Raw genomic sequence first — 18,149 nt, forward strand, 5'->3', positions numbered from 1 at the left:
ATTCTTAATTCCGTTGTGTTGGGTGACAGTTAGACATTATGCCAAACAGCGAACTAAACCGCTTGGTCTTTATACCGACGCAGCCACACCCTTGCTGCCTCAGCATCCAATTTAATCTGTTGTTTTAATAAGTCGAAGGACTCAAATTTTTGTTCGTCTCTTATTTTATTCAAAAGTACGATTTCGAGCTGCTTGCCATATAAATCATCATGAAAGTCGAACAAATGCACTTCAAGTTGTTGTCGCACGCCATCTACCGTTGGTCGAGTGCCTATATTAGCCACGCCCCCGATTGGTTGCTCGCTTAAACCAAGCACCTGAACGGTATACACACCAGCAACCGGTGACACACACCGTTTAAGCGGAATATTCGCAGTAGGAAAGCCTATGGTTCTACCTAGTTTCCTGCCGTGCGCAACTCGGCCACTAATGCTGTAATTACGCCCCAGCATACTCGAAGCTAGCGGTAAATTATCACTGGCTAAGGCTTCTCGAATCGCCGTACTGCTAATACGCAACTGTTCTAGGCAAAAGCTATGTGTATTCACAACATCAAAACCATGCTTTTCCCCAGCCGCTTGCAACATAGCAAAATTACCCTGCCGCTCTCGACCAAAACAGAAATCATCTCCGACGACAAGAAACTTAACACCCAATCGACTTACCAACAAGTCACTAATAAATTCTTGTGCCGTTTGATTAGCAAATCCATGGTTAAAATTGACACAAAGTAAGCGTTCGATGCCCAGTTTCTTTAGCTGAACAAATTTATCTCTCAAACGAGCTAGCCGCGCCGGAGCCTTATCTTTAGCAAAGAGCTCTAAAGGCTGAGGTTCAAATATCATGACGGTCGCAGGCAACCCCATTTCTTTTGCCTTTGCAGACAGTTTTTTCAACACAGCTTGGTGGCCTAAGTGCACGCCATCAAAGTTGCCTATGGTCAGAACGCACTCTGCATGATGTGCTTTGATATTGTGGATTCCTCGAATCAATTCCATTAAGCGCGTCTAAGTCCTATTGGTTTCAAATTTTATCCTACGTGAAACTGACGGATTATATACTAATCACTCTTGTTGTGTCGCGGCTTTTACATCTTTTAAACGAACCCCCATTACCCAAAGCGCAATCAAGTATACCGCGGCCCCTAAACCAATCAGTGTTGATAACCCAATAACCCTATGCGAGAGGCTCCAACTTAACCAAGTAGAGATGTCCTCTAATTGCCACAAAATTCCTCCAACCATCAAACCACCCGCGGTCATCGCTTTAGCAATAAAAACCAAAGTCTGACGAGTTAATTGATAAACCTCTGCTAGATGAAGCCCCCTGTAAAGTAACGACATATTCACAAAAGCAGATAACGCCGTTGCAATGGCTAAGCCCACATATCCGTAGAACCAAGCAAAAATAGCGTTAAATACCATATTGGTCACCATGGCAATAATGCCATATTTGACTGGTGTTTTGGTGTCTTGGCGTGAGTAATAACCGGGAGCGAGAACTTTAATAAGCATAAAATTCAACAGGCCTGATGCATAAGCAACTAAAGACATTGATGCCTGTTCAACATCCATAGGACTAAATTCCCCACGCATAAAAAGCACCATCAGCATAGGTTTTGCTAATACCATCAAGCCCAAAGTGGCAGGAACACCCAGCAAAACCACCATCCGGATTCCCCAATCCATAGTTTGAGAAAAGCCTATGCTATGAGAATCAACATGTTTTCGCGACAAGGCAGGCAAAATCACAGTAGCAATTGCGATACCAAATAAGCCCAAGGGAAACTCAAGTAAACGATCTGAATAGTACAACCAACTGATTGACCCTGTTTGTAAAAAGCTGGCGATGAAAGTATCAAATAATAAATTGATCTGGCTAACAGAGACACCAAATAGGGCAGGAATCATCAAGGTTCGAATTTTGACCACACCTGGATCTCTCCATCCCCAAGCGGGTTTAACAAACGCCCCCGCTTGAATTAAAAAAGGAATTTGGAATAGAAACTGGACCAAGCCGCCAAGAAAGACACCAATTGCCAATCCAACTTCTGGTTGTGACAGTTTCGGCGCTATGTACCAAGCGGACAAAATAATCATTACATTGAGAAACACTGGCGTAAACGAAGATACTGCGAATTTTCCCAAGGTATTTAATATCGCCCCCGATAGAGCAACAAAAGTGATAAACCATAGATAAGGGAAGGTTATCTTGAGTATAAAGCTCGCCAGTTCAAATTTCCCCGCAGAGGGGCCGCCATTGACCCAATCAAGAAACCAGCCGAAACCGAACAGCGCCGTCACCGCTCCTGAGCACAGGACGCCCAAAACAGTCACAATTGAAACCAAAACACCCAAAGTACCCGCGGCTCGGGCAATTAATTGGCGAGTTTTGTCCATATCGCCCGTTGCATGATACTCCGTTAGCACGGGAACAAATGCTTGGGAGAAAGCTCCCTCAGCGAACAAACGACGCAAAAAATTCGGAATTTTATTGGCAAAAAAGAATACATCGGCACTAGCTCCGGCTCCCATTAAATTAGCCACCACAACATCACGCACTAAGCCAAGTACACGAGAAATAAAAGTCATAGCACTAACAATTAGTCCTGACTTAAGTAGACGTTTGCTCACAGCTACCTCTAAAGTCCAGTAATACTGATTATAAAGCCCTACTCTACGACAAGAATGTCAGGCCTAGAGTAGATTAGTATTAGCAATGAAAAAAAAATACTGATAGAATCCCCGCCATCTTAACCGTGAAGACCTATCTAATCCAAAATTTGTTTGGCTCCGATTGGTTTTTGCACAAATCATTTGACATTTAAGTGCAAATAGGGGATATTCCTCGCCCTTAAATTGTCACCGAACTAAAGTTTTTGGGAGTTAGACCCTTGGCAAATAGTAAATCTGCTAAGAAGCGCGCTATCCAAGCTGAGAAACGTCGTCAGCACAATGCTAGCCGTCGTTCTATGATGCGCACTTATATGAAGAAAACTGTTGCTGCTATCGAAGCAGGCGACAAAGCTGCTGCAACTGAAGCATTTGCTGCAGTTACACCAATCCTAGACCGCATGGCGACTAAAGGCCTTATTCATAAGAATAAAGCTGCACGTCATAAGTCTCGTTTCGCTGCTGCAATCAAAGCTCTATAATCTGACTCTGATTTCTATAGCGAAAAAAACCGGCCTTGGCCGGTTTTTTTATTACTAGAGCATATCGCTTACACTACCTCTGCACAATATAGGCTATGTAAAAGATGAATCATGGATTTAACCTCTTCACTACTGAGAGTATAAAATACTGTTTGTGCTTCTTTACGCGTATTCACTAAGCCATCACGACGCAGCCACGCCAAATGTTGCGATAGCGCGGACTGGCTTAATTCCAACTTGCTGCAAAGCTCACCTACCGACAGCTCCTGATTATGCAATAAGCACAGTATTTGCAGGCGCCTTTCATTCGCCATTGCTTTAAGTAGTACCACCGCTTTGGCAGAATTTTTTTCCATTTCCTTTAAATTCATCGGCTAGCACCTCTTAAGACAACCTAATCTCTCAGCCTACAATTCACATATTGATACATTTACAAAACTGATACTAATCTATTTGCATCAAGTAATCTATTTGTTGAAACCAAAAAATTAGTGTTGAAACAAATCAGCCAAATCAGCATCACAGATATTTTTCACCGCAGGATGTTGAATCATGCGTTCAGCAAAGATAACGTAGTATTCTTCTTTAAGTTCTTCAATATGCTCTATCAATTGTAGGGGCAAGTCATTCTCTACTTCCGACATATAAAGAGAGGGAGCCAAAAGAATCACCTCAGGATGATAACGGGAGAAAGACTTCATTAATGCTGCGTCATCAAACTCACCGAGAATATTAGGCTGTAGGCCTTGATAATCAAACCACTGAAGTACTTTTCTCCCCATCGCGGTTCGACTGCCAGGGATGAGTAATTTTTTCTCCTCGAGTATTTGAGGAAACGAGCATCGCAGGATATGGCTGCTAGAAAAAAAACTCATATGGCATTCTCCAAGCTTTTTACTATACAAGCCGGGACTCTGACTTGAGTCAACAGGACAATCTGACAAAATCATATCTAATTTATGTTGAGATAATTGTTCAAGCAACATCTCGTGAGTTGACTCAAAACAACGTAAGTGAATACTGTTATCTTCAGGAATAGCTTTCATCAAAATCTTACTGACCAACCTTTTAGATAAAGCATCAGCAACTCCTACATCAAACAATATATTCGCACGCTGGCTATAGTTGACAATATCCAACATCTCATAGCTTAAACCAAACATTCGATCAGAATATTTGTAAATAAGCTGCCCTAGTTCCGTTGGTTCGATGCCTCGACCACTACGCTTGGTGAGTTTCCCCCCCATTCGCTCCTCTAATGCTTTGATTTGCCCAGTGACCGTTTGGGGAGTCAGAAAGAGTGCATCAGCCGCTTTTGAGACCGAACCTTGGTTACACACCATCCAAAAATAATAAAGATGATTATAGTTTAAATGCGACATCATCATTCTCGCTAATCTAAGTATTATCGGTTATAGCAAAACCTTTTCATGACAACAAGAGATCGGAAAAAACGAACATTATTATAATATTGTTATGTTAAAACCGAAAATACAGTCCAGTAAGATGACAATTCCAGTAAAACGGAATAAGAAAATGTTGATATTCAAGCTAGTCAATTTTAAGAAAATATAAAAATTTCCTTTAAAATCATAATGTAAATAACCACCTCAAGGTTTTAGCAAGTGAATAGTCAGCTAAAAAATCAGTTGTAATATAAATGACATAATTAACCTCTACTATCGCCAACAGTATTAATTATTGACCGTCAATATAATTAAGGTCACGGAGAAGATTTATGAACCAAGCTATTACAACAGCGGCTCCCATCTCGAGCACAACTCGATGGTTACGCTGGGCTAACTTGGCATTCATGCTGTATTTGCTGCTATTAGCAGTGTCTATGATTGGTAGTGGTTTCAAATGGGCTACGGGTGATCAGGCGAAAGTCTTGTTTGAGTTTGCCTCACATCCCATTGCTGGTTTGATGATAGGTCTTGTTGCCACTGCATTAATCCAATCTTCAAGTACAGTAACCTCAATCATCGTTGGCCTTGTGGCTGGTGGTTTACCTGTCGAAACCGCTATCCCAATGATCATGGGTGCCAATATAGGAACAACGGTTACTAATACCTTAGTTTCCCTTGGACACATACGTAACAAAGAAGAGTTTAAACGTGCTTTTGCCAGTGCCACTATTCATGACTTCTTTAATCTTCTCGCGGTTGCCATTTTCCTTCCATTAGAAATGATGTTTGGTATCTTAGAAAAAGTCTCTCATTGGCTAGTATCACCTTTTTTAGCAACGGGTGATATGAGCATGAAAGGACTCAATTTCATCAAACCGATTACCAAACCAGTTGTGAGCGCAATCAAAGAACCCCTGAGTACCTTTGGCGATAGCATAGGAGGCATCGTTCTTATTGTTATTGGCATTGCAACTATCTTTGTGGCTATCACTGTTATGGGTAAACTGATGAAAAGCCTTATGGTCGGTCGCGCTAAAGAAATTCTGAAAAGTGCTATTGGTAGAGGTCCTATCCACGGTATTTTGTCTGGTTCAATAGTGACTGTGTTAGTGCAATCTTCATCAACAACAACCAGCTTGATGGTTCCTCTGGTTGGTTCTGGTGTACTAAAAGTCAGAGATGTTTACCCCTTTACTCTGGGTGCTAATATTGGTACTTGTATTACGGCCTTATTAGCAGCAACCGCCGCATCTGGAGAATTTGCGGTATTTGCCCTTCAAATCGCCTTGGTCCATCTCTCATTCAATATCCTAGCAACCCTAGTTATTTTCGGTATTCCGGTGCTTAGGGATCTACCGGTTAAGGCTGCAGATATCATCTCAGACATGGCCGTAAAAAATAAAGCGGTTGTCGCTGGGTATCTTTTGGCTGTGTTCCTTGTATTACCGGGTACGATCTTAGCACTCAGCGCCTAAATATAGAAAACCCTGCAACATTGATTGCAGGGTTTTCTTTTTTGACAAAATCAAATTAACTCATTGAAGTCTAAGTCAACTCACCAAATATCGTTACACTGAAAATGGGTATTGAATAGCCTCATGATGCTCGTATCCTTCAACCCAGAAATCATCCAGCGTTACCCATGTCTCTAAGTCTTCCAATGATGTTATGCTTGGGTTAATGTGGAAAGTAGGCGCTTTCATAGGCTCACGTTTAAGCTGTACATCACGCATCAACTCTAGCTGATCTTCATAAATATGCGCATTAACGATCTTATGATAAGCCTGACCTGCTTTGTTACCTGTGATCTGCGCGATGACAGCCAACAAGACGTAAACTTGCACCATGTTAAAATTCAGTCCAAGCGGAACATCACAAGATCGCTGGGTACTATTGAGATAAAGCGTATCCCCTAATAAGGAAAAGTGATGGCTGTACATACATGGGCGTAAACACCCCATATGAAACTCGCCTGGGTTATAAAAATTGAGGATCTCACCACGATCATCAACACCTCGGGTTAAATCATCGACAATCTTTCTCAACTGATCGACATAACCACCATCCGGCTTCGCCCATGTACGACCCTGAACCCCATAGACACGCCCCATATCATCAGTACCCTTCCGATATGGGTTATTCAACCAAGCTGAATTTTGGTTGGCATTTGCGTCCCAAGTCTTAGTGCCTAGAGTGCGAAAATCCTCGGCGTTATCATAACCTCGGATATAACCAAGTAGTTCAGCGACTGCCGCTTTCCAGAAACTTTTCCTCGTTGTGACTAGAGGGAACTGATTCTGAGCAACATCATACGTGAGGTCAGCGTTAATCACAGTTAAACAGCGCTTACCTGTACGTTCATTTTCAACCCACTGACCATGTTCCACAATACGCTGACAGAGTTCTAAATATTGTTTCACTTCCCGTCCTCATTTGGTTTGCTGTGGAAGAATATCTTTATAGTGACCACGCTTATAGGCCCAGATCATCATCAAAATCCCTCCTAAAATCATAGGTAAGGATAAAATCTGTCCCATTGAGATAAATCCGCCAAATAGACCTAAATGAGCATCAGGTTCACGGACATATTCCACTAAGAAACGGAATGTACCATAACCGGCCAAGAATAAGCCTGATACTGCACCAAGCGGACGCGGCTTTTTGATAAACCAATTCAAGATAAAGAACAAAACGATACCTTCAAGCGCCATCTCATATAACTGAGAGGGATGACGAGGTAAAGGTCCACCTGTTGGGAAAACCATTGCCCATGGCACATCCGTCACACGTCCCCAAAGCTCACCGTTCATAAAGTTACCAAGCCGCCCCATTCCTAAACCAAAAGGCACGAGCGGTGCAATAAAATCAGCGACGCCAAAGAAGGTACGACCATTTTTCTTTGCGTACCAGAGCATGGCGCTAATCACACCCAGTAGGCCACCATGAAATGACATACCGCCCGTCCAAACTTTGAACAGATATAGAGGATCTTGTATGAAAAGATCAAAGTTGTAGAACACAACGTAGCCAACACGACCACCGATGACGACACCAAGGAATCCAGCAAACAAAAGATCCGAAACTTGTTCCCTTGTCCAACCACTGTCAGCTTGGTCTGCTCGCCGGTTGGCTAACCATAAAGCAAATGCGAAACCAATCAAATACATAAGCCCGTACCAACGTATTGACAAAGGCCCCAATGAGATCAGAACAGGATCGATATTAGGAAATTCAAGGAATCCTTGAGACATAAAACTACCACTCTTTAGGTATTAAGATAATTAAATGAGAGTCTGTTAAAACAACATAGTTCCTGCTACAAAGAGCAAAAACACCGCAAAGATTTTCTTCAAAACGCTCGTAGGTATCGATGTCGCCATTTGGGCACCGATACGAGTCGTCAACATGGAGGTAGACGCAATCGCCACAAGAGCGGGCAAATATACGTACCCTAAACTATACGGTGGCAAAGATTGTGCCTGATAACCATGTAAGATGAAACCTACCATTCCCGCGAAAGCGATAAAACATCCACATACGGAAGAAGAACCTACTGCCCTTCGCATTTCAACGCCATGGCGATTGAGAAAAGGAACAGATAACGACCCACCACCAATACCTGCAAGGCTGGATACCATACCAATTCCTGTCCCTATCGTCATTGTGGCTAGACTACCTGGCATGGTTTTGGTGCTGTGTCCCTTGATCGAAAGAAACATTTGCACCGCCAAACCTAACACGATGAAACCAAAAACTTTAGGTAAATATTCTGCTGGTAGCCATTCGGCAACATTCGCGCCTAAAAATCCACCAACAACCACTCCAGGCATTAGCCATTTAACAACATAGATATCAACATTGCCCAACTTAAAATGGTTTAAAGCCGATGAGCCTGAAGTTACAATGATAGAGGAAAGAGATGTTGCTAAGGCGATTTGCATACAAATATCAGGTTCTATACCGGCCAGCGGTAAAAGAAACAGCAAAGCTGGCACCACAATCAACCCACCACCTATACCCAGTAAGCCGGCCAATATCCCGACAATGCCACCAAGAAGGACTAGCGTGGCAAAAAATTCAATATTCACATTGTTCCTTTTTTATTATTTACCTGCGCGGATAAAGCCAGAGAAACCTTTGTCATCGAAGAAGGCTTTCATCATTGCATAAATATCATTGCCATAAGCTTTCATCAAAGCTTGGGTCGCTAATTCGCGTAATTCAACGCTATCTGTCTGACTGAGCAAATATTTAATCTTAGCGACATTAGACGTATTCATACTCAAGCTGCGGTAACCAAGGCCAACCATCAACAAAGCACCGATGGGATCTCCCGCTAACTCACCACAGATACTTACTGGAAGCTTAAGTTGTTCACACGTTCGGTGGATATGGTCGAGAGCCATGATAACTGAAGGGTGCATCGACTCATAAACATCAGCAACCCGAGCGTTATTTCTATCCACCGCCAACAGATATTGGGTTAAATCGTTGGTTCCGATTGAAACAAAGTCTACTTTCTCTGCAATGAGAGGTAATAAATATATCATAGATGGGACTTCAATCATGACACCAATTGCTGGCATAGCAATTCGACTGTCTTGCTTGGCCAACTCCTGATGGGCACGATCAACTAAATCCAATGCACTATCAAGCTCTTGAGTACCGGATACCATGGGAAGCAAAATGCTAAGATTTTGGTGCTCTACACTTGCTTTCATCATGGCTCGAATCTGCATAAGAAAGATATCTGGATGGTCGAGAGTAAAACGAATACCACGCCAGCCAAGGAAAGGATTGTCTTCTTCTATCGGTAAGTAAGGTAACGCTTTATCCCCACCAATATCCAGAGTCCGCATTACAACTCGTTTATTTGGATAAGTGTTTAAAACGGATTTGTACTGATGGACTTGCTCTTCTTCTGAGGGAAAACGATGGTGGAGCAAAAATGAAATTTCAGTGCGGTACAAGCCTACACCATCAACACCTTGATTGACGGCTATGTTGGCATCGGCACTCAAGCCAGCATTAAGCATCACTTCAATACGTACATTGTCATGAGTTTTCGCCGGTTCGAGCACCTTTTGATTCACTAAGGTCGCAAGTTCACTCTCTTCGTTGACTAACTCACGATACTCTCTTAGCAATTGTTTATTAGGAGAAATAAAAATCTTTCCACTATAACCATCAACTATGCCATTTTTTCCATTGATTACTTTTAGATTTAGCGTAACGCCCATTACAGTGGGGATCCCAAGAGCACGGGATAATATTGCAGCATGAGAGTTTGCAGCCCCTTCCAGAGCAACAACCGCGAGTAACTTATCTTTGGGTATGGAAGCCAGAAGAGTGGCCGTTAACTCACGGACAATCAGGATCACGGGCTTCTCAAATTCTGGTTGATTGGTCTCCGTATTATGTAGGAAAAAAAGGAGTCGTTGGCCAAGTTCTTTAACATCTTGAGCCCTCTCACGCATATATACATCAGACATCTTGGCAAATCGGTTCGAGTAGTTTTCAACGACCTGTCTTAGTGCCCAATCGGCTCGATCTCCTTTTTGAATCTGACTTTTTAGATCCTTTCGCAACATAGGATCGTTAAGCAAGTGAGTAAAGAGATCAAATATTGCCAATGCGTCCTTATTGATTTCGCCATCAAACTTTTTCCGCATCCTACGAAAGTCACTTAAAGCCTCTTCTATTGCGATTAACAGCCACTCTTGCTCACGTTCAACATCGAGTGTTGAAGCAGGGTACACATCAGATAGATCCAACTGCGTCTCATCCCAGCGGAACTCACCAATCGCAACACCAGAAGAAGCGGCAATGCCATTAATCTCGTCCTGCTCCTTTTCAAGGCGCCACTGTCCTTGGGTTTGAGCATGAGCGATGATAACAGCCAATTGAGCAGAGAGCGTCACCAAAAACGACTCTTCAATCTCATTGAATTGGCGAGGTTGCTTTTGTTGCACAACAAGCACCCCAAGCACTTGTCTTCGATAGATAATCGGTGTACCGAGAAAACTTTGGTAGACTTTCTCACCAAGTTGAGAAAAGTACTTGAAGTTGGGATGCTTCGAGGCCTCAGCAAGATTCAGAGGCTCAGCTGTACGTTTAACTAAGCCAACCAAACCCTCACTGAAATTAATGTGGATCTTTTTTCCTTCATACTTAAGCCCTTGGGTAGCCATAAGTTCCAATCGTTGCATGTCTTCGTTAGCAAGATAAACAGTGCAGCACTCTGTATTCATTGCACTACATGTTTGCTTAACTAAAACCTTTAGCGCTTGGTGAACATCCTCCACTTTAGATACTTGTTCAACAATGTCCCTTAGTTGAGAAAGCATGTCTACCCTCTTTTGTGCTTACGTTTACCTTTAGTCTTACGCTCTTTAAATGGCATCGCCACCGAAGAGAACTCTTTCATTGCTCTGCGGTAAACATCTCTTTTAAAAGACACGACTTGCCTAACTGGGTACCAATAACTTACCCATCGCCAACCATCAAATTCAGGGGCATTTCCTCGCTGCATGTTGATACGTGACTCATCACAATCCAAACGAAGAAGAAACCATTTCTGTTTTTGTCCGATACAGACAGGCTTTGAGTCCCAACGAACTAATCTCTTGGGTAACTTATATCTCAACCAATGACGACTCGTTGCAACAATTTTTACGTCTTTATCAGTAAGACCAACCTCTTCGTACAACTCCCTGTACATTGCTTGTTCAGGAGTTTCTCCATCGTCAATTCCCCCTTGAGGAAACTGCCATGAATGTTGTCCGTATCGCTTAGCCCAGAAGACCTGACCATGGTTGTTACAAATTACTATCCCCACATTTAAGCGGTAACCATCGCCATCTATCACTGGCCTACCTCAAATAAATTCTTAATTACTGTGATTTTTCCACATATCCCCATATGTAGCAAACTTACTCGCACAAATGACGCATAAAACATGCTGTGAAAAGCAATTTATGAATACTATTCCGCCAAACATGTAGTTACTAACATCTCAGTGAGATATACACCACATTTATTCACCTTTTCTGTGAATAACTATGTGAAGAATTTAGGAAAAAGTGATTTAGTCTAGCCATCTTTTTAACTTAGCGCCCAGCGATATAAAAGAAGAAAAATATAAATCAAATAAAAATCATAATCTTAAGATCAAAAAAATCCCACCCATCTATCCAACCAGCGTCACGAAATCAGCAACTTTCATGATCGGTTAAAGATCCATCATGGTTCATTTTATCCACACAATGATCTTACTGAAAAAAGATATTTTGCAAAATACAAGTCTTAAATACACGGAAAATACCTGTTTATTCATACACTAGCCGACAAAACTCCATGATTGACAACATAGTCTGTGGATAACTTCCATAATGACGATCTTTTCATCAACCAAGATCCTGCCTAAACACTTTGCGGTATAATTCCGGTACACTAACCTCCCTATTAATGATCGAATAACTCCCGATGAAACCTCAACCCAAATCTGAACAAGAGCTGTTCAACCGAGCAATGGATATTGCTGGCGTCAACTTTCAAGAACTTGCTAGAGAAGCAAACCTCGCTGTTCCAGAAAATCTAAAACGAGACAAAGGCTGGGTTGGACAACTGCTAGAATGGCATTTAGGTGCATCAGCGGGTAGTAAAGCGGAACAAGATTTTAAAGAGCTGGGTATTGAGTTAAAAACCATTCCTATTGGCTACACAGGTAAGCCGCTAGAAACCACTTTCGTTTGTGTCGCTCCACTTATTGGTGTACAAGGCCTAACGTGGGAAACCAGCCATGTTCGTAACAAACTCTCACGTGTACTTTGGGTTCCAGTCGAGGGGGAGCGAGAAATACCACTCGCCCAACGCCGAGTAGGCACACCGTTCTTCTGGACACCGAGTAAGGAAGAAAATTCGCTCCTCAAAGCAGATTGGGAAGAATTAATGGAAATGATAGTGTTAGGTCAGGTTGAACAAATCACCGCTCGTCACGGACAAGTACTTCAACTGAGGCCTAAGGCAGCAAATGGTCGCGTTTTAACCGAGGCATATGGTGGCATCGGAAAGCCGATTATGACGCAGCCCCGCGGCTTTTACCTTCGAACACAATTTACTGCAAGAATTTTAGGACAAAGCTTTTGCTAATGTGTCGTTAAGGGTAATTCAACATCATAATACATGGCCTCATCCCCTGCCCCGCATTCATCGTCAGTACTGTGTAAACGTAAGTACGCCTTTTCGACACCAAGCTTAAGTAACGCATCTCTGACTAAGTCTAAAGACTCAAAATGTATCGGTTGATCATTTTCTTTGATTGGCTCTAATTTGTGTTTGTACTCTACCGCAATGAGGTAATGGGATAGGTCCGAACACCCAATAACAAAAACCCGTGGTGACTGATAGTTATCTTTATGGTGCCCATGAATCCACTTATCTAACTGAGTTTTCCGCATGCTTTACCTCCATGTTAAAGTTTAGTTAAAAAAGCCAATTTTGCTAAATTGTTACTCAGTTTCATTTCTTCCTGGGTCTCAATACCCTATATTGGTATAAGATCAATAGAGTAAGGAAGTTTTATGCAATACAACAAGTTACCTCACTCCACTCTTGAAGTAAGCCAAATATGTCTCGGTACTATGACCTTTGGTGAGCAAAATTCGCAACAAGAGGCGTTTGAGCAGCTAGATTATGCGCTGGAGCGGGGAATTAACTTTATCGACACAGCCGAAATGTATCCAGTTCCTCCTAGTGCAGAGACCCAAGGTATTACTGAAACATACCTTGGTAACTGGCTAAAAAAATCAGGAAAAAGAGAAAAAGTCGTCCTAGCAACGAAAGTGGCTGGTCCAAGAAATATTCCGTATATCCGCGACAACATGAGCCTGGACAGACGCAACATCCATCAAGCACTTGATGACAGTTTAAAACGGCTACAAACCGACCATATTGACCTGTACCAAATTCACTGGCCCCAGCGACGGACAAATTGTTTTGGACAACTCAACTATCCATACCCAGAACAACAAGAAGAAGTCACCTTAATAGAAACTTTGGACAGTCTCGCTGGCCTCGTCCAAGCAGGAAAGATACGTTATATCGGCGTGTCCAATGAAACGCCATGGGGGGTAATGACATTACTTCGCTTGGCAGAAAAACACGAACTCCCTCGTATTGTTTCCATACAGAATCCATACAATCTATTGAATCGAAGCTTTGAAATTGGTTTATCAGAAATAAGCCACTATGAGGGAGTTCAGTTACTTGCATATTCCCCCCTTGCTTTTGGATGCTTGAGCGGAAAATACCTTAACAACGCTCGTCCAGAAGGTGCTAGGTGTTCTCGATTTGAACGCTTCGTACGTTATTTTACCCCTCAAGGAATTCACGCAACACAAGCTTACATAGATTTAGCAAAAGAGCATGGTTTGGAGCCTGCTCAAATGGCACTCGCCTTTGTTAATCAAAGACCCTTCGTCGCCTCAACAATCATAGGCGCAACAAACTTAGCGCAACTAAAATCGAACATTGATAGTTTAGATCTTACACTCACTGAAGAGCTTCTCACTGGGCTACAAGAAATTGGAACCACGTACTCCAATCCATGTCCTTAACCATAAAAAAGCGAGCTGAATTAACTCAACTGGCTGTTGATAATGGGGCCAACTAACTATTTAATTGGCCCACATATTACGTCGGTATTCGTGCACTAAGAGCTCGTCGAAGATGACGAATACGACGTTGTGTTTTCACACTGCTTGGAACAGTATGTCCAATAAAACGGCCATCTTTTTCTAAGCCTATATCACGTAACAGGTGATCATTGTAAACGGGTATTTGGAATGCCGTACGGCGGATTCGACGCTTCAACAACCTCTCTTCACGGTGCAAATCAGCTTTAAGTAGGAAAGTAGCAAGTTTTAAATAAATAGAATGACTCATGATGATTCTCCAGTCGTTGTGGCTGAGAAAAGTCAACAAATAAGCCTAAATAGGGTTTTTAATTCGCTGCTTTTCCGCAGCCAACTAAAAATAGGTGGGTACGGATTAATTAAATTACATATTTATTCATAAACTAAAGACGAGAGTTTCAGTACTCTTGACTTACAATAGTTACAAACAAAAAGTAGAGGCGATGATCGATGATATAACAGTAAAATGTGTCATTTTTCGCCCCCTAGTAAATAATTAATCCAAAATAATATGTGGGTGTAAGAATTAACTCACCAAGTAATTGTATGCATATTTTATTATATTTCAATATATTTTTATTAATAATTTCTAATACGGACTTTTCCGCTAGTTTTATAGCTTTTAAACTAAATAGACACCATATCTCACTTCGTAAGAACAAAACAGAGAACTTATTAACTAATGGTATAATTAAAATAGTATCATGGTGGCCACACAAACAAAGTGTGGCCTAATTTATTTATGCTTCAATATCAGCAATTAAATTATGTTTATTCAACAATCTATACATAGTTGCTCGAGATACTCCAAGCTCTTTGGCAGCCATGGCAACCTGCCCAGAATGTGACTCCAATACAAGCAGCAGTGCATCTCGCTCACTGCTTTCACGTATGTTCTTTAAACTACGTTTAGCTTCACTTCGTTTCGGCAAGTCTAAATGTTGCTCATCTAACATCACAGTATCAGACATCAGTACAATACGTTTAATTTGGTTCATTAACTCACGAACGTTTCCAGGCCAGTGATATCGGGCAAGGGCACGTGTTGCATCTTCAGTAAAACTTCGTGCTTGGGCATTGTATTCTTTTGAATACTCTTGGAGAAAATGACGAGCTAAAATGGCAATATCACCGCTCCGCTCTTTCAAACTGGGCACATTGATACGTAATACATTAATATAGTGATATAGCTCATCATTGAAGTTACCGTCCATTAATGCCTTTTCAATATCACCAGAATTTGCCGCCAATATACGGACATCAACTTCTCGTATTCCCTCTTGCGTTTCAATCGTACCTTCCTGCAAAAATCTTAATAAATTAATTTGTTGGGAAGATGGCAAGGTCAAAATATCATTGAGTAGAATCGTCCCACCATCCGCTTTCTCCAAAATTGACGGTTCTGATATATCATCACGATTGATACCAAACAGATCACTTTCCAACCTTCTTTCAGACATTGCACGGCAATTGACTGAAATAAATTCTTTCTGAGACCGAGATGAGGTTTTATGCACAGCTCTCGCAACGGTTTCTTTCCCTGTCCCACTTTCGCCATAAATTAAAATGCTAACATCTGTTGGACCAATACGTTTAATTTGGTCCCGTAAACGTTTCAATGGAATAGAGTTACCTATCAAACCCATCTGGTCATTATTACCGTAATGAGGCCACACTTTTTTCTCTAGTTTAAGCATACCAAGCTGATGCCCAATTGTACTTAACAATTGAGCGTCTGGAATTGGTGCCGTGAAAAAATCGATACAAAAGTTAACAATAAACTGACAGATGGTATCAGAACTTAATTGTGCTTCTCGGATGAAAGCTAACCAACGAACTTGCTTATGATTACTGACTAAATTTGCAATACCATTGAGACTAAATTCATCGTGACTTAAGTCAACAATACCAATACAAGGTCCTGTCTCACTAAATAGTGAGTCAGCCTTGCGTAAATCTGCACACCGAGTGCAGCGCCATCCGACCTGTTCTAAGACTGACAACCATGGTTCATACGTACCGCCAACAACAATAAGTGAACCAGGAATAGAGTCCATTCGGAAATGACTAGCCATGCAATATATCCCTTTCGTTTTTTTTAATTGTAATAATGTGTTCTGGAAAACTCGCTAACGCAAACGTTACACTATCGTTACTCATCCAGATAATCTGTCTTAACATTAAGACTAGTGATTGAATTATATAAAATACAGAAAGATTCTCTTCTCAAAATTAACATAAGAATCAACAACAAGGAAATAAATGAGATATTGATTCAAATAATTTTCATGTAAACATCTGAATGATAAGAGGGTTAACAAGGTTTATTTTGAACAAAGAGTGATTAATGCTGGTTTTTCTGACAAATGCCAAATCATAAAATGAATTTAAAACCACAAAACACGAATAAAAAGTCATTTATTCATTGAGAATACACATACTATGTGTATTGGAAAATAAACCATCAAGCTAAAGATCGGGTTGGTTGCTGATTTGGATAGCGACGGATGTCTTTAATCAACATAGCGACAACAAAGACACTCAAAACGACATTAGACATAGGATACGCAAGCCAAATACCTTTCAAGCCAATTAGCTTCGGCATTAAATATAGAAATGGCAGTTGAATCAATATATTGCCTATGGTTACGAACATAGCCTTGGCTCCCTTACCTATCGCTTGATAATACGCAGCTGCAACGACCAAGAAACCATCAAAAGCAAGAGCAAAAAGATGTAAGTGAATGCCTGTGGTAGCACTTTCGATTAACTGTTGATCAGAGTGGTTAAAAACTGAGACAAATATGTTCGGGAATAGATTCAACAAACACATAAAGGTAAGCCCAATGCCTACTGTACTCATGACCGCCATTTTAAGAAGCTTTTTAACATTCACCTGATGATTGGCACCATAGTAATAACTCGCTAAGGGCTGCATACCATTGGCAATTCCCTCAGCAATGAGATAATACACGGTGACAATATAGCCAAGGATAGCATAAGCCCCAATGATCACTTGATCGCCATAATAAGCAAATAAACCATTGTGTACAGCGATCATAATTGCGCCATAGGCATACATAAAAAAGCTCGCAAAACCTATAAAGGCTATCTTAGGTACCAAATATAATTTGGGTCTAAAACCAGACTTGCCAAGACGCAAAGTAGCTCGGTGAGAAAAAAAGTAACTCACTCCCATAATAGTCACGAACATCTGTGCTAACCCTGTAGCAATGGCCGCTCCTGTTAATTCCCATTCGAGTATGGCAATAAATACATAGTCGAAAGCAATATTGAGTAGGGCACCTATAACCATCAAACAAGTAGCAAAGTTTGGGCTGTTATCATTGCGTAATAAAAATGGTATCGAGATTGAGCCCAGCGTAAAAATGCATGCCCCAATAAGAACGTGTAAGTACTGCTGCGCCAATTCAAATATACGCTGCTGTGCCCCTTGCCAAAAAATGAAGTCATCAGACAGCCAATAAAGACACCCAGCGACGATTGGCGCTAGAATCACAAGCAGCATAAAGCCAGTAGCAAGCACTTGCTTAGCCCCCATAGCGTCTTTTTGTCCTTGTCGAATGGAAATCAGAGCACCGGTTCCGACACCAATCATCATCCCGATAGCCAAAATTGTTCCAATAACGGGCCACGCAATGTTTATCCCTGCTAAACCATCAGCACCCACATAGCGACCGATAAAGATACCATCAACCACTTGATATAAGCCGTTGACCAGCATTGCTAAGACAGTAGGAAAGGTATATTTAAGAAACTGTCGATGTATTGATATTTGCATAGAAAACCATTGTTTAAGACGGAATAATATTAAAATCTAGCTCCATAGATACACCAAAGACCGAAACTTGGCTAAGTTTCGGTCTTTAT

Annotated in this window: 17 protein-coding genes; 4 read left to right on the top strand and 13 right to left on the bottom strand. The window is 41.5% G+C overall.

All coding sequences use genetic code 11. From position 1 onward, the window contains the following. Positions 1-53: 53 nt before the first annotated feature. Positions 54-998, bottom strand: a complete 945-nt coding sequence (ribF, locus tag QQK21_RS09860; protein ID WP_284192024.1) for a bifunctional riboflavin kinase/FAD synthetase — start codon at positions 996-998, stop codon at positions 54-56. 66 nt (positions 999-1,064) lie between these two features. Further along, positions 1,065-2,633: a murein biosynthesis integral membrane protein MurJ gene (gene murJ, locus QQK21_RS09865; RefSeq protein WP_284192025.1), complete on the bottom strand. Its 1,569-nt coding sequence runs from the start codon at positions 2,631-2,633 to the stop codon at positions 1,065-1,067. Positions 2,634-2,893: 260 nt separating this feature from the next. Here murJ and rpsT point away from each other — a divergent pair, with 260 nt between their 5' ends. Beyond that, positions 2,894-3,154 (top strand): 30S ribosomal protein S20, encoded by a 261-nt coding sequence (rpsT, locus tag QQK21_RS09870; protein ID WP_004744855.1) that lies wholly within the window; start codon positions 2,894-2,896, stop codon positions 3,152-3,154. Positions 3,155-3,222: 68 nt separating this feature from the next. On the opposite strand, the gene QQK21_RS09875 is transcribed toward rpsT, so the two are convergent. Together QQK21_RS09875 and nhaR are read right to left on the bottom strand one after the other, a co-directional pair. Further along, positions 3,223-3,525, bottom strand: coding sequence for an ArsR/SmtB family transcription factor (locus QQK21_RS09875; RefSeq protein ID WP_284192026.1), 303 nt, complete (start codon positions 3,523-3,525; stop codon positions 3,223-3,225). Positions 3,526-3,642: 117 nt separating this feature from the next. Then, the gene (gene nhaR, locus QQK21_RS09880) at positions 3,643-4,536 is read right to left on the bottom strand and encodes a transcriptional activator NhaR (RefSeq protein ID WP_284192027.1); all 894 of its coding nucleotides are present in this window, start codon (positions 4,534-4,536) and stop codon (positions 3,643-3,645) included. Between the two features lie 356 nt (positions 4,537-4,892). Between nhaR and QQK21_RS09885 the strand changes: the two genes are divergently transcribed. Beyond that, a complete protein-coding gene (locus QQK21_RS09885) occupies positions 4,893-6,038 on the top strand; it encodes a Na/Pi symporter (RefSeq protein ID WP_284192028.1) in 1,146 nt (381 codons plus the stop codon). A 93-nt stretch (positions 6,039-6,131) separates the two neighbouring features. On the opposite strand, the gene QQK21_RS09890 is transcribed toward QQK21_RS09885, so the two are convergent. Genes QQK21_RS09890 through rppH form a run of 5 tightly spaced genes read right to left on the bottom strand, consistent with a single transcriptional unit; the run spans position 6,132 to position 11,431 of the window. Continuing rightward, positions 6,132-6,983 carry a thymidylate synthase gene (locus QQK21_RS09890; RefSeq protein ID WP_284192029.1) on the bottom strand — a complete coding sequence of 284 codons (852 nt, stop codon included), beginning with the start codon at positions 6,981-6,983 and terminating at the stop codon, positions 6,132-6,134. 9 nt (positions 6,984-6,992) lie between these two features. Then, entirely contained in the window at positions 6,993-7,814 is an 822-nt protein-coding gene (gene lgt / locus QQK21_RS09895) for a prolipoprotein diacylglyceryl transferase (RefSeq protein ID WP_284192030.1), read from the bottom strand. Between the two features lie 45 nt (positions 7,815-7,859). After that, entirely contained in the window at positions 7,860-8,651 is a 792-nt protein-coding gene (locus QQK21_RS09900; RefSeq protein WP_284192031.1) for a sulfite exporter TauE/SafE family protein, read from the bottom strand. 15 nt (positions 8,652-8,666) lie between these two features. Then, positions 8,667-10,910, bottom strand: a complete 2,244-nt coding sequence (gene ptsP / locus QQK21_RS09905) for a phosphoenolpyruvate--protein phosphotransferase (protein ID WP_284192032.1) — start codon at positions 10,908-10,910, stop codon at positions 8,667-8,669. Between the two features lie 2 nt (positions 10,911-10,912). After that, entirely contained in the window at positions 10,913-11,431 is a 519-nt protein-coding gene (gene rppH / locus QQK21_RS09910) for an RNA pyrophosphohydrolase (RefSeq protein ID WP_284192033.1), read from the bottom strand. A 617-nt stretch (positions 11,432-12,048) separates the two neighbouring features. Between rppH and mutH the strand changes: the two genes are divergently transcribed. Continuing rightward, a complete protein-coding gene (mutH, locus tag QQK21_RS09915; RefSeq protein WP_284192034.1) occupies positions 12,049-12,714 on the top strand; it encodes a DNA mismatch repair endonuclease MutH in 666 nt (221 codons plus the stop codon). Here the strand turns inward: mutH and QQK21_RS09920 are convergent. Continuing rightward, positions 12,711-13,022, bottom strand: coding sequence for a DUF6482 family protein (locus tag QQK21_RS09920; RefSeq protein WP_284192035.1), 312 nt, complete (start codon positions 13,020-13,022; stop codon positions 12,711-12,713). The two genes, mutH and QQK21_RS09920, sit on opposite strands and share 4 nt — an antisense overlap. A gap of 123 nt (positions 13,023-13,145) precedes the next feature. On the opposite strand from QQK21_RS09920, the gene QQK21_RS09925 reads away from it, so the two are divergent. Next, a complete protein-coding gene (locus QQK21_RS09925; RefSeq protein ID WP_284192036.1) occupies positions 13,146-14,180 on the top strand; it encodes an NADP(H)-dependent aldo-keto reductase in 1,035 nt (344 codons plus the stop codon). Positions 14,181-14,256: 76 nt separating this feature from the next. On the opposite strand, the gene QQK21_RS09930 is transcribed toward QQK21_RS09925, so the two are convergent. From QQK21_RS09930 to QQK21_RS09940, 3 genes are all read right to left on the bottom strand, one after another. Continuing rightward, entirely contained in the window at positions 14,257-14,508 is a 252-nt protein-coding gene (locus QQK21_RS09930) for a DUF1127 domain-containing protein (protein ID WP_284192037.1), read from the bottom strand. A gap of 490 nt (positions 14,509-14,998) precedes the next feature. After that, a complete protein-coding gene (vpsR, locus tag QQK21_RS09935) occupies positions 14,999-16,333 on the bottom strand; it encodes a cyclic-di-GMP-binding transcriptional regulator VpsR (protein WP_284192038.1) in 1,335 nt (444 codons plus the stop codon). 389 nt (positions 16,334-16,722) lie between these two features. Then, positions 16,723-18,060, bottom strand: a complete 1,338-nt coding sequence (locus QQK21_RS09940; protein WP_284192039.1) for an MATE family efflux transporter — start codon at positions 18,058-18,060, stop codon at positions 16,723-16,725. Positions 18,061-18,149 lie beyond the last annotated feature (89 nt).

Source organism: Vibrio zhanjiangensis, from assembly GCF_030161235.1.
In the GTDB taxonomy this organism is placed as follows: Bacteria; Pseudomonadota; Gammaproteobacteria; order Enterobacterales; family Vibrionaceae; genus Vibrio; species Vibrio zhanjiangensis.